The 13,217-nt window shown below is 34.9% G+C and carries 12 protein-coding genes and 1 tRNA gene; 3 read left to right on the top strand and 10 right to left on the bottom strand.

Features of this window, described 5'->3' with window-relative positions; translation table 11 throughout:
- Window positions 1-186: 186 nt before the first annotated feature.
- A tRNA-Arg gene (locus tag ACN4EE_RS19255) sits at window positions 187-260 on the top strand.
- Window positions 261-431: 171 nt separating this feature from the next.
- On the opposite strand, the gene lgt is transcribed toward ACN4EE_RS19255, so the two are convergent.
- The 7 genes from lgt to ACN4EE_RS19220 form a co-directional block, all read right to left on the bottom strand.
- Window positions 432-1,262, bottom strand: coding sequence for a prolipoprotein diacylglyceryl transferase (lgt, locus tag ACN4EE_RS19250; protein WP_431708109.1), 831 nt, complete (start codon window positions 1,260-1,262; stop codon window positions 432-434).
- A 346-nt stretch (window positions 1,263-1,608) separates the two neighbouring features.
- Window positions 1,609-2,247: a DUF3386 domain-containing protein gene (locus ACN4EE_RS19245; RefSeq protein ID WP_431708108.1), complete on the bottom strand. Its 639-nt coding sequence runs from the start codon at window positions 2,245-2,247 to the stop codon at window positions 1,609-1,611.
- 123 nt (window positions 2,248-2,370) lie between these two features.
- Window positions 2,371-2,622, bottom strand: a complete 252-nt coding sequence (locus ACN4EE_RS19240; RefSeq protein WP_431708110.1) for a toxin-antitoxin system TumE family protein — start codon at window positions 2,620-2,622, stop codon at window positions 2,371-2,373.
- A gap of 114 nt (window positions 2,623-2,736) precedes the next feature.
- Window positions 2,737-3,039 carry a hypothetical protein gene (locus ACN4EE_RS19235; RefSeq protein WP_431708107.1) on the bottom strand — a complete coding sequence of 101 codons (303 nt, stop codon included), beginning with the start codon at window positions 3,037-3,039 and terminating at the stop codon, window positions 2,737-2,739.
- 15 nt (window positions 3,040-3,054) lie between these two features.
- Window positions 3,055-4,002 (bottom strand): DUF362 domain-containing protein, encoded by a 948-nt coding sequence (locus tag ACN4EE_RS19230; RefSeq protein WP_431708106.1) that lies wholly within the window; start codon window positions 4,000-4,002, stop codon window positions 3,055-3,057.
- Window positions 4,003-4,224: 222 nt separating this feature from the next.
- The gene (locus tag ACN4EE_RS19225; RefSeq protein ID WP_431708105.1) at window positions 4,225-5,157 is read right to left on the bottom strand and encodes an RpnC/YadD family protein; all 933 of its coding nucleotides are present in this window, start codon (window positions 5,155-5,157) and stop codon (window positions 4,225-4,227) included.
- Between the two features lie 183 nt (window positions 5,158-5,340).
- Window positions 5,341-7,596, bottom strand: a complete 2,256-nt coding sequence (locus tag ACN4EE_RS19220; protein ID WP_431708104.1) for a RelA/SpoT family protein — start codon at window positions 7,594-7,596, stop codon at window positions 5,341-5,343.
- Window positions 7,597-7,826: 230 nt separating this feature from the next.
- Here ACN4EE_RS19220 and patD point away from each other — a divergent pair, with 230 nt between their 5' ends.
- A complete protein-coding gene (gene patD, locus ACN4EE_RS19215; RefSeq protein WP_431708103.1) occupies window positions 7,827-8,195 on the top strand; it encodes a heterocyst frequency control protein PatD in 369 nt (122 codons plus the stop codon).
- Window positions 8,196-8,523: 328 nt separating this feature from the next.
- On the opposite strand, the gene ACN4EE_RS19210 is transcribed toward patD, so the two are convergent.
- Window positions 8,524-8,931 carry a hypothetical protein gene (locus ACN4EE_RS19210; protein WP_431708102.1) on the bottom strand — a complete coding sequence of 136 codons (408 nt, stop codon included), beginning with the start codon at window positions 8,929-8,931 and terminating at the stop codon, window positions 8,524-8,526.
- Window positions 8,932-8,965: 34 nt separating this feature from the next.
- Between ACN4EE_RS19210 and mrdA the strand changes: the two genes are divergently transcribed.
- Window positions 8,966-10,762, top strand: coding sequence for a penicillin-binding protein 2 (gene mrdA / locus ACN4EE_RS19205; protein ID WP_431708101.1), 1,797 nt, complete (start codon window positions 8,966-8,968; stop codon window positions 10,760-10,762).
- A 257-nt stretch (window positions 10,763-11,019) separates the two neighbouring features.
- On the opposite strand, the gene ACN4EE_RS19200 is transcribed toward mrdA, so the two are convergent.
- Window positions 11,020-11,586, bottom strand: a complete 567-nt coding sequence (locus ACN4EE_RS19200) for a nucleotide exchange factor GrpE (protein ID WP_431708100.1) — start codon at window positions 11,584-11,586, stop codon at window positions 11,020-11,022.
- Between the two features lie 101 nt (window positions 11,587-11,687).
- Window positions 11,688-13,217: Hsp70 family protein (locus ACN4EE_RS19195; RefSeq protein ID WP_431708099.1), on the bottom strand; the 1,530-nt coding region annotated here is incomplete at its 5' end.

Below are 13,217 nucleotides of genomic sequence, written 5' to 3'. Positions count from 1 at the left end.
ACTTGTCTGTAAGGCTAGTGCCGTCCTGTGAAGCAGAAACTCTTAATTGCGAAGTTAAGAAGCCCACATCTGTACCGTTAGGTCAGTGTGGGAGATGTCACAAAGTAACGGTTTTGAGCAATTATCAAAGATGCCCCTTGCTTTTTAATTATTTTTTTGTTATACTTGATAAGTGTTAAAAAACTAGGGTGTGTAGCTTAGTGGATTAGAGCGGCTGACTACGGATCAGCAGGTCGGGGGTTCGAGTCCCTCCACGCCCGTTTTTCGAGATTTTTGTTTATAATTGTTTTGGTTCTTCTACTTTTATTCACGATACACCTATGTATTTGTTGAAGAGACAATACTTCAAAACCTTGATTTTTCATTCTTTATTTTCTTTATGTCGAACTGAGGTGACACCTATCCCCATCAAAAGACTTTTTGAGCGAACCCTATTTAACATCAGGTAAGGATTTTTTCACTCCATATAACCACACTAAACCCATAATTCCTAGTACGATCGAACTTAAACTAACAACTTGAGCGATGCGTAAAAATCCGAACATTAAACTATCAGTTCTAAATCCTTCAATCCATACCCTGCCTAAGCTATAGGTAATTAAATAAGATAAAAATATAGAACCATCTTTAAGTTTATTATTATTTTTAATACTCCAAAAAAAGAGATATATTAACAGGATAAAAACTCCTAAATTCCATAAAGATTCATATAAAAAAGTAGGATGAAAATACTCAAAATTAATATACTCAAGAGGACGATTATTCGGAGGAATATATAACTTCCAAGGCTGATTTGTCGGGATACCAAAGGCTTCGGAATTAAAAAAATTACCCCATCTACCAATAGCTTGTCCTAAAATTAAAGAAGGTGCAATCACATCCGCTAATTGCCAAAAAGATTGACGATTAATCTTACTAAAAATTAAACTGGCAATAATTCCCCCAATTATTGCTCCATGAATCGCAATTCCCCCTTTCCAAATCGCAATTATATCTTGGGGATGTTGGGCATAATTTTGCCATTCAAATAACACATAATAAATCCTTGCCATAGGAATAGCACCAACTACTATCCACAGAATTAAATCACTAATTAAATCAGGATCAATATTACGATATTTACCTAATTTTTGAGCAATAAATACTCCTATTAATACCGCAGAAGCAATTAAAAATCCATACCATCTTAAACTAATAAATCCTAAATCTAATAATATAGGACCGGGCGATCGAAATTGTGAAAGAAAAAGATTTATAATCATTGCGATATAAATAACTAAGATTAAAATACTATACTGTTTGTAAATGAATTATGACCCTTTTTTGAGGGGACTTGACCATAATATAATTAGTTGAACCGCTCAAATAAACCTACTCAATCTGACTCAAACGAAGCTCAGGGAAGTAACAACCAGTAATACAAAAGATCGTAAGTGCTGCGCTGAGGGTAGGTAATACCAGAGATGAGCAAGTAAGACTCGACAATACTTAGATTAGGTTCGGAGTATTGTAAAGCATTAGCAGATGATACGAGAAGCCTACACTATACCGAAGGTTAGTGTTAGGTACTTCACAAGTGACACTCAGTAAAAGACAATAAAGCAATCCCTAATTGAAAACAATGTTAGAAAATTGATATTCTGTCACGGTGGATTCTCCATTTTCTTCACTGGTAATGCGACGATGCGTCAGAATATAATAACCGCCGATTTTCTCAAAGGTGTCTTTAAAGATAGTTCTACCACCTTTTTGTTCTTTTGTTTCTGGATCAAAGTATATTGAATCATATTCTTCGGATAAATAACCCTCATCGGTGTTTAAAATTCCAAAGGTATTAATGGCTACGATCGAGTTGCCGACTTTACGATATACAAAAGAAACAGTATTATTATTTACTTTGTATTTATTGCCTTTTCCTGCACCACCTACTAAAATTTCGATCGAACCATCGTCATCTTTCGCACCAAAAGAGAAAGTATTTTCGCCGTGACTTTTTTCAAAACTATGATTAACACGATGAATAGTAATTTCCCATAATTGCCCAGTGATAGCCTTTTTCGCCTTCTCGTCTTCGATACCTGACACTTCAAACTGCAAATTAGCTTTAATTTCACCTTTAGCAGTATAAACCCCTTGGGGATTGGTTAAAGTAATGTCACAGGTATAACCGGGGAAATTCTTATCCCAAGTATAGCGATTTTCGTAAGCTGATCTAAATAATTCTTCTGCGGTAAGGGTTAATGTCATTTTTATTTCTCTAATATTTTTTTATCATTATATAGCGATTTTATCATTTACTCGAAAAAATAAATGATTTCTTTACATTATAGTGAGATTCTGTGAAGTTGACTTGTGACTCTTTTTTATCAGTTATGATAAATATTCTTTAATAATTTCTAACATTATATTTTCCAGATCAGGAACTTGAGAGGCTATAATTTGATGATTAATATGTTTATGATCACTAAATCCTAAATCTGGTTTATGTTGAGCATTATCATAACGAAATATTAAATTATTATCTGAATCTTGATAATGAAATGAATAAGCTAATTTATCAACAGATATTTGTACATCAACATATTCTTTAAAAAATAAGATAGAATTTCTATAAAATTTAATTTCCCTTGAATAAAACCTAAATAAATAGTTCTAGTATCAACAGAAAAACTAAAAGATAAGATAACTCTTTCATCTACATATTTTTGAATAATCGTTTGTAAATTAAATTGATAATCACTTAATAAGATAGTTAATTTGCTGTAACTTTTCTAAAGAATAAATTAACTTTTGTTTAATTTGAATTTCTCCTAACCAACTAATATATTCGTCATCTCCTCCTTGCAAATCTTCTGCAGTATAATTAGCTAAAAAGAAATCTGATGATACTTGATATTTTTGTTCAAATTGCTTTAATAAATCATTAGTTTTTGAGAGACTTCTTTGTAAATTCTTTACCTCACTATCGATGGCATTTTTTATTAAAGTCTGCTCAATTTTTCCATCTGAAGAATCAGATTTAATTTGTAATTCTAACATTAAATATCTCCCTTATTAATTAATGGTTTTTTCTTTAATAAACTTGATATAAAGATGTTTAAAAGTCGATTTTAATACCCTCGGTAAGCCAAAATCAATGGGCATTAGGGCGGAGGGTAATTGCCAATTTTCTACAACAAAATCTTGCGGTTTCAGTAGAGGAAATTCCATGTCTTTTATATCACTAGATAAGCCTAATTTTTTTTGAGCCACTAAAGTAGGCACTATTTCTGAGGATACATTTAGTATATCAGCGATCGAGACATCCAAAGCAAAAACATCAGCAGAAGCCCCCAATATTCCTAACTGTCGAGGTTCTCCGCCACTAGGTCCATTCCCTTCATGGGCGATGATACCATCCATAATCGTCAAATCAGGATTGATAGCCTTAGCGGTTTCTACCAACATTTCGCCAAAGCGGTTAACGTCTTTTCCTGCTTCCATGTGCCACCATGCCTTCATTTTCCCCGGCACACAACCAAAAAGGTTTTTAACTCCCATTGTCATGGTTAACTGCATATGAGATTTAATTTTCGGCAAATTGATAATCACATCCGCCTCCATTGCCTCTTTTGACAATCGTAAATTTTGAAAATTATCGTTATCAATGGGGTATTTTTTGCCGTTAAACTCGATTATCGGTAAATTTAACTCCTCACACAGGGGTAAGTAACCGTTTGCTTTAGCTACCCCCTTGGCACTACCAAAAGCAGGGCTATCCCCTAAAAATGGTTTTCCTCCTACTTCTTGCACCATCTTCGCTACACAATAAACTAATTCTTTCCTCGTGGTACATTCTTTTGTCGGGCGAGAAGCGGTTAAGAGATTAGGTTTGAGCAAAACTCGATCGTCTTTTTTGACGAAAGTACCTATACCGCCTAGGGGTTGTAATAAGTTTTCTAAGGATAGACGTAACTCTTGTAAGTCGTAGGATTGTGCTTTGATTAAAGAAACTTGAGTCATGGTGAATTATAAATAATGATTGCAAAGATTACCAAATAGTTAATATCTTTAGACCTCTCCAAAAATTTAAGAGTCTTATATAGTAATGGTTCGATCGCACTGCGCCACTTTTAGTGATCGATTTGTTGGGTTGCATTTCACTTAACCAAACCTACATTTTTGGTGGAAGGTTCGATCGAGGTTGTGGGATTGAGGAGTTTCGATCGAGCTATAACATTAGCATTAACGGTTAATTAACCCCTCAAATTCTTGGATAGATTTAACGCTAATTGTTGCTAGATGTAACTGTTTTAAGAAAGCTAAATCATCAATATTTTTGAGGGAATCTTCTATACTTTTTGGGACAGAATTAAACCGCAGTTTTAGTAAATCAAGGATATTTTCTTGACAATTTTCTTTAGCTCCTTTTTGTAACGCACGTTTTTCAATATTGGTTAATAAAGGCATTTTTCTTTCCTCCTGATATTGTGTTAATTTATCTTCAAATTTTAGTTGTAAATCTTCTGATAGTGTCATCATTAAATCAATAACTTTATATAAATCGGTTATTTCTTTTCTGTTATAACCTTTTCCATAAAGTAAACGGGATAGATTCCATTTCCATTGTTCCCTTTCTGATAAATTGCTGGTAGTGGCTTTCGTTTTTAAATGCGCCATTACTACTATGGCAAATACATTGTTACTTTTCTCTAATTCCTCCCATACATAATCTTGTAATTTAATAATAGAAAATTCGAGTTTTAATTTACTTTTTCCTAATCCGTATTCATAAGAATTAGGTCGCCATTTTTTGCTATCATCTCCTAGTATAGCTAAACTAATTACTGGTTTATTATACAGATCAAAAGCTCGATAATTATAGATAAACATTCGTTGGGGAAATTTTTTATCATACTGGCTTTGCACTTCAATATGAATCAATAACCACACTTCTTGATTATCCAATAACCATACCTGAAAGAGTTTATCAGCATGACGAGTTTCGGTTTCGGCGGATGCGGTAATTTGTTCTAATTCTTTATCCAGAGGTATCGGTGTTTTTTCCCAATTAATTTGATTATGAATATCGGGATAAAAGAAGATTAAAAAAGATTCCAAATAATCCCCTATAATCTCTTTCCATGATTCATCATAATTGGCGGTTATTTCTGACATTTAAAGAAATTTTATTTGATTTTATTATCTGATTTTAACTTTTTGTTATAGTTCGATCGCGCAGCGCCGCAGAAGAGAGATCGAGATAAGAGATTGCTTCGTAGCCTCGCAATGACAGGATAGAGTTCGATCGAGTTTTTTGGATGTTGGGTTACACTTTAATTAACTCAACCGACAGTGTTGTTAACTTTGACTGATACTAGAAACCTCGCTGACACGCCGAATATTCAAAACATCACTCATATTTTTAATTTGATTGATGACATATTGATATTGACTAGAATCTTGCACATCAATCGTTAAAGAAATTAATGCTGGTTTACCGAAATTAGTTTTAACTCCTGCATTACTAACATTAATATTTTGATCTGTTAATCTTCCTAAAATGTCTCGTAAAATACCGACTCGATCGATCGTTTCAATGACAATATCCACAGGATAAGTAGCACTACGAGTTTTATTATCACAACCATTCCATTTTACAGGAATTAAACGCTCCCCCGGAATCGTAGTTAAATTAGGGCAATCGTGATGATGAATAGAAATTCCTCGCACATTAGTCACTACCCCAATAATATTTTCCCCCGGTAATGGGCGACAACACCCTGCGATATGATACATTAATCCCTCAATACCGCAAATAGGGTGTTTATTACCGTTAATTTCTTTATTAGTTTTGGTGGGAGTAGCAAGTAAAGGAGTTTCTCCCAAGGGTTTCTCCTCGATTTTTTCAGGTTGCTGTAACTTATTCTCCTCCCGCAGACGATTAATAATCTGCATACAAGTTACTTCGCCATAGCCTAAAGAAGCTAACAAATCATCTACCTTGAGAAAATTACACTTTTGAGCAACCTTTTGCATTGTCTCTGATTTTAGTAGGGATTCTAAGCCATTTTTGCCTAATTCTTTTTGTAATAATTCTCTCCCCCTGGCAATATTTTCATCACGGTGCGATCTTTTGTACCACTGACGAATCCGATTTTTAGCGGTAGGAGTAACAACAAAATTCAACCAATCAAGACTAGGATGACTATTATTGCTAGTAACAATTTCTACTATATCTCCATTCTCAATAGATTGATCCACTGGACTCCATCTTCCATTAATTCTTACCCCCTTCATGTGATTTCCTACCTCACTATGAATGCGATAGGCAAAATCAACCGCCGTTGCGCCTCGTGTTAGGGGAATAACTCCTCCTTTAGGGGTAAAAGCATAAACATCATCATCAAATAAATTTTCCTTGAGATTATCCACATATTCCTGTGCATCTTGTAAATCTTTTTGCCAATCTAATAACTGACGCAACCATGTGAATTTTTCTTCATCACTGGATAAATTAGTATTCTGGGAATTTCCAGATTCTTTATATTTCCAATGGGCGGCGATACCATATTCAGCGATATGGTGCATTTCGAGGGTACGGATTTGTATTTCTAAAGGTCTGCCATTAGAATTAACTACAGTAGTGTGGAGAGATTGATATAAGTTGGGCTTAGGTAAACCGATATAGTCTTTAAATCTACCCGGTATAGGGCGAAAAGCATCATGCACAACGGCTAAAGCCCGATAACACTCATCTTTGTTATTAACAATAATTCTCACCCCCGCCATGTCATAAATTTGGTCAAATTCTTTATGCTGTTTTTCCATCTTATGGTATATTCCGTATAGATGTTTTGGTCTGCCTTTAACTTCTATGGGATGAATGCCTAATTCTGCTAAACGATGATTGACAATATCGGTGACGTTTTTGATTCTTGTTTCTCTATCTTTCCTTCTTTCAGAAACTAATTCTTTGATGTGGTTGTATGCGATCGGATTAATATATTTAAAGGATAAATCTTCTAATTCCCATTTAAAATGCCAAATACCGAGACGATTGGCTAAAGGGGCAAAAATTTCTTTGGTTTCTTCGGCGATTAACCGTTGTTTTTCAGGGGATAAAAAATCAAGGGTGCGCATATTATGCAACCTATCCGCCAATTTTACCACGATCACTCGAATATCTTGAGCCATTGCCACAAACATTCGCCGAAAATTCTCCGCTTGTCTTTCGGTTTTGCTAGAAAAGTTGAATTTTGATAACTTTGTCACCGCTTCCACTAATTGACGTACATTTGCACCAAAAAGAATTTCAATTTCTTCGGGAGTAATATCGGTATCTTCCACCACGTCGTGTAAAAATCCTGCGGCAATCATTTCGCTATCGCCTCCTAAGTCTCTCAATAATTCGGCAACGGCTACAGGATGGGCAATATAAGGCTCACCTGATTTACGATACTGCCCTTCGTGTAAAGAGTGAGCAAATTGAAATGATCTACATATTAGGCTATTATGGGCATCGTTTTGGTCTCCTATCAAACAGTTATTTAACCAATTAGGAATATGTAATTTTTTGACAGGTTTTGTTTCGGGGATAAGAACACTTGTATTCATAATAGTTGGGGTAAAAAAAATAGCTAAAATGGTGATGATGAGTTATAATCTTGAACGGTTATGATCAAGAGAAAATTTTGGGAAGTTAAAATCGTTTCTTCAAGGATAGTTTCAATTTTATTTTCCTTGATAGAAAAATTACCCCTATTAATGTGTTTTCTTTCACGGGGGTTTTTAACTTTAGTATTTATTAATAAATAATTCTTAAATTCTAACTTAGTTTAGGCAAAATGTTATCAAAATCACATTACGAAGAATTGTTAACTTGGTTGGAATTATTAAGGGCTTATGATCTATTATGGTCTAATGATCCCAATAATCTGGGGTTACTGAAGCAGAACTTAACACAAATTCAGACTTATTTAGAGACTAAAATAATGTTAATCGATCGAACGGATTTAGACCCAGAAGCTCGATCGATATTTCAAGCATGGCAAACCGAAACCCATCGTTATATTCGTCTTTTACAAACGGATTTTCTCTTTTATCAATCCGCTAAACAAACTAAGACTAAACTCGATCGAATTTTGCTGATCCAACAAAGGTTAAAATTAGCTATAGAGTTAACAGAAAATTATTTGACAGTCATTGCGAAGTAAGTGAGTAGGCAAAATTAATTGTATGTTTACTTTATGAAAGGCAAGAGGCATCATGGTATTGAGAAAATTTTATTAATTCCAAAGTCCACAATGTATTTTGCATCAGTACTTAACAAAGTAATCTCAAACAATTTCACAAAAAAATGCTAATTGTAAAATTAAAATAACCGAAAATTTGGATTATAATTTATCTCTACCCTACTCTCAATTCAGGTAGAGATCATGGAAAAAAGTTATTATATTAACGATTTATTTATGAAAATAGATTTAAAAGAAATTATTTAAAATATATTAAAGTTAATTAAAAGTCAGAAAAAAAGCACTATGACTAACAATAGCGCACGGATTGCTCTAAGGGACGTGGTTCACCTGTTTCGGCATCGGTATTATGACAAGCAAACATCATCTTAGCAGAAATTTTGTTAAATTCAATACGATCGTCCTTTCGTTGTAAAATATAACCTCTTAATTCTTTCACTGGTAAATTAGTATATTGATCTACTTCATCGGTAAACGATCGTAAAATGATAGAGGCTTGAGTTTGAACACCACGAAGCAAACGTAACATAAATTGTTCTTTGACACCCCTTTGATAGCCATAAATGACTTGATTTTTTTTGCGTTCTAAGTCAACCACAAAAACTTCTCCGTCGCTGTCAAGAAAAGTAACAATGGCACTAGAATTACAATGAGATTCTAGTTCAAGTAACAAAGATGATAAGCTATTTTGGATCATAATAGGAATAATTACTTAATAAATAACAATTTACATGGGATTAGCAAATTTAGTCAAAAAGCCAATCAGAAAAACTACTGTAAAATTAAATGAAACCAAGAAAAATTGGTTGACGGTAGGACAAAAAGATCAACCGATCTTTATTATGATTTTAATTAGTCTTTTTTTATTTGGCGCTATCGGTCTTCGTCTAGCATACCTACAAATAGTCGAGGGTGACAAGTACTCCCAAAAAGCTGATAGTAACCGTACTAAAATTATTCCTAAACCCCCTGTCAGAGGTAATTTGTTCGATCGAAAAGGGCGTATTTTAGGCGCGACTAAGCTATCCCATTCTGCTTATTTATGGCCTGCAGTACAAAAACAGGAAAACTGGCTAGAAATTAGAGCCATGTTAAGTAATATTCTCAACGTCTCAGAAGACAAATTACAAGAATTATTAGAAAAAGAAGGTTATGATTCCCCTATCCTAGTCAGAATTGCCCGTAATCTCACTCCAAAACAAATCACCGCCATCGAAGAAAATCGTCATATTCTTTCCGAAGTAGAAATCGATCCCGACACCGTGAGACATTATCCCCACGGGAAAATTGGTTCTCATGTACTAGGTTATACCAGAGAAATCAATGCCGAAGAACTAAAAGTTAGAAGAAGTGAAGGGTATCGCATGGGGGATGTCATCGGCAAAATGGGCGCAGAGGCTGGTTTTGAATCTCAATTAAGGGGTGAATGGGGGGGAATCCTCATGGAAAGAGACGGAGCAGGAAAAGTACTGCGTAAACTGGGCATTAAAGAAGCGAAAGCAGGAAATGATGTTACCTTAACCCTTGATTTGGAATTGCAAAAAGTAGCAGAACAAGCATTAGGAGAAAGGAGAGGGGCAGTAGTAGCTTTAGATCCCCGTGATGGTGGGGTTTTGGCAATGGTAAGCTATCCCGCCTTCGATCCTAACATCTTTTCAGGGCGCATCACTGAGCAAATTTGGCAAGAAGTGCAAGGAAAAGGCAATCCTTTTATTAACCGTGCCATTGTGGGCTTTCCTCCTGCTTCTACGTTTAAAATCGTCACCGCTACCGCAGGGATGGAATCAGGGAAGTATAAACCTTCTACCATTTTGCCTACCTATGCTTATCTTAGGGTGGGGGGTACAGCCTTTGGGGAGTGGAATCGATCGGGCTTTGGACCTATGGGCTTTGTAAGTGCAATGGCGTGGAGTAGTAATACTTTTTTTGGACAAATCGGCAACGGTATCGGGGGGGAAAAATTAATCGAATGGTCGAGAAAATACGGTTTTGGTAGCCCAACAGGAATAGAATTGAAAGAAGAAAGCGCAGGGTTAATCGCAGATAACGAATGGAAACGCAGACGTTTTAATTGGGATTGGACTGTGGGAGATACCGTTAATATGTCGATCGGACAGGGTTTTACTCTGGCAACTCCCTTACAAGTAGCGGTAATGTTTGCTGTACCCGCCAACGGCGGTTATCGAGTTGTACCCCATTTACAAGAAGACAAAGCAACTTACATGAGTAAACGAGAATCCCTTAACATCAAACCCGAAACTCAGAAAAGTCTTAGGGAAGGATTACGAGCAGTAATTACTAGAGGGACAGGAGGACGAGCCGCCCTATCAGGGGTTGCCGTAGCAGGAAAAAGTGGTACAGCCGAAGCTCCTCCGGGTAAATCCCATGCTTGGTTTGGTGCTTATGCCCCCTACGAAAATCCTGAAATCGTTGTCGTGGCTTTTGTGGAACATTCTGGAGGCGGTGGAGGCTCAACCGCAGGTCCGATCGTACGAGAGGTTTTAGAGGCTTATTTTCAGCAAAAGTAATTTTAATTAGGGGATGCTGAAAAAGTATTTTGATGAAGAGAGGGAAGAGCGGATTTGGGAAAAGGGAAGAGTGAATAAATGACAAAAATCAAGGTTTTGAGGCTTTGTATTGACATATAATTACAAAGTTGTTTTAAGTAAAATTTAGTAAAAAATGCTCAGTTTTTGAGTAAAAATTGTGAAAATTGAACACTTTTAGTTGATGTAGTATCTCCAAACCGTTGATTTTAATAGTCTTCTGATTTATTCAGCAAACCTTAATTACTGGATTTTGCGGTGATTACTTCCACATAACGCAATATTTTTTCTTTGATTTTAAACCCTTGTCTTACTACTTTTGTCACGGTTTTATCTGGTATATCGTCTCTTTCCTCTCGATTATTTATAAGTGCTTCGTCATCCATTACTTCACAGAGGTTAAAGTCAGGCATATTCTCATCAAACTGAATTTTTTCGACACCCCTACGAGACAAAATCGTTAATAATTTTTCCTGCATACTAGCGGTAAATTTTGGCAATCTTTTCAAGGCTTTCTGGTTAATATTTTCTTCTTGTAAATTCTTATCCAGATAGTTAATTAAAAATTCTAAACTATCAAAAATATCTAACAATTCTTCGTATAAAGTCTCCTCTTTTGCCTCGTTTTCCTGTTGTTGAATTTTGACGGTTTGCTTTAATTTTGTATTCGTTTTTAATAATTCTACAATTTCCTTTAATAAATACTCTTTCTGTTGTATGGATATTTGTAAATTATCTTGATGTTTTGTTTCTTTTATACTATAATTTATGTTGAAAAGTCGATCAAACATTTTTAGTTTTTTCATAGTTTTTTCTCGCAAATATGCAAAGTTTTTAAGAAATAAATAATTTTTAGAAGAAGGAAAATAAGAGGTTTTTTCTGTTTATCTTAATTTTGAGAATTGGCTTAACTAAATAATTCTAAACCCAATTTTTTATCTTCTTCTGAGACAGTTTCTGTTTCCTGATAGGCTTTATCTAAATTATCAAATTGAGGTAATAATTTTATAACTGGGATAACCTCATTTAACTGTGATAAATCTTGTTTTTTAAATCTTTGAATCAAAGGTAAATTAGGGCGTAAATAATCAGCAATTATTCTTTGTTGATTATCCATTAATTGCTTTCTAGCTTCTGCAATCTGCTTAGGATTATATCTTTTTTTCTTCTTCACTATAGCAAAGGCTTTCGTTATTTCTGCCTTAGATGCGGAAGAAGAAACTTCTAACACATCATAAGGATTTGGCGTTATTTTTTCATGTACAAAATTAATAGTAATACTCATATTTTTTTGATCGTTTTTTCGCTGTGACAAAAAAGTCTGTAAGTCTTTAAGTTTGTCATTGGCTACTTGAAGTTGATCCTGCTGTAAAACTCCGTTAAGATAAATTTGATTAGATGCCTTTGCTATCTCCCTTGCTAACTGATTAGCTTTTTCTCTTTCATCTTTCGTTAAATTATTCTGTTGATTAACCTGAGAAATTAGTTTCTCTACTTCCAGATAAATTTTTTCATCCTGATTACCACGAGAAAAACTACCACTTACCTTTACTGAAGGATTATTTTTAAGACAAGCTATCATGGTTAAAGCCGAATTGTACTCGTCTAATTCCACCATCAGATCAACTTCTGTACCTGAAGGGTAAGATTTATCTAAGGTTAACCACATATCTCCTATACGTTCATCATTTCTGTTTAAATCAATCCCCTCTCTTACTTTATCTGAACTAAAAAACTTAAAATGAATTAAAACTTGCCCCTCAAATTCTGTTTTAAATGTATGACTTTTTTTTATGGGTAAAATTTCCCCCTGACAAATAAGAGGAAACAAATTTCCCTGTAAATCATCAATGCAATAATCACGAGATACCGTACCCACCATAACCCCTGAGACACCAGCAGACACAATACCTGCACCTTCAGCACAAGCATAGATAGGGCGAGGATGCACTACCACTTTATCACTACCAAAAGCCTTTTTCACTTCCTCTTGTACTAATGGTATCTGACTTGAGCCTCCCACTAACAATACAATATCGATCATATCTTCTGGATAGTCAGAATATTTAACGGCATCTCGACAAATTTCGATCGTACGTTTAACTAAAGGTAATATAATGGCTTCAAACTCAGTGCGAGTAATGGTAACACTAATTGGAATCGCCATTCCAAAATCATCAAGGAGAGGAGTAGAAGGATTAACTTTAGCATCGGTTTTGCTACTCAAGTCAATTTTTGCCCTTTCTGTTGCAATTTTCAAATCCGCCTTAAACCGCACTCGCTGATAATAGGGCATATTATCGATTAAGCTATCAATACTGTCTAAATTTTCCTCTTTTGCAACTTTTTGCTTAACTAACTCTGCTAATTTATCATCAATGTCATCACCTCCTAACCACAAATCCCCTGCTTTCCCTAACTCGGTAAAATCATTTCC

It is taken from the genome of Geminocystis sp. CENA526 (assembly GCF_050753365.1).
Classification (GTDB): domain Bacteria; phylum Cyanobacteriota; class Cyanobacteriia; order Cyanobacteriales; family Cyanobacteriaceae; genus Geminocystis.
This window is presented reverse-complemented; position numbering and strand designations above follow the sequence as displayed.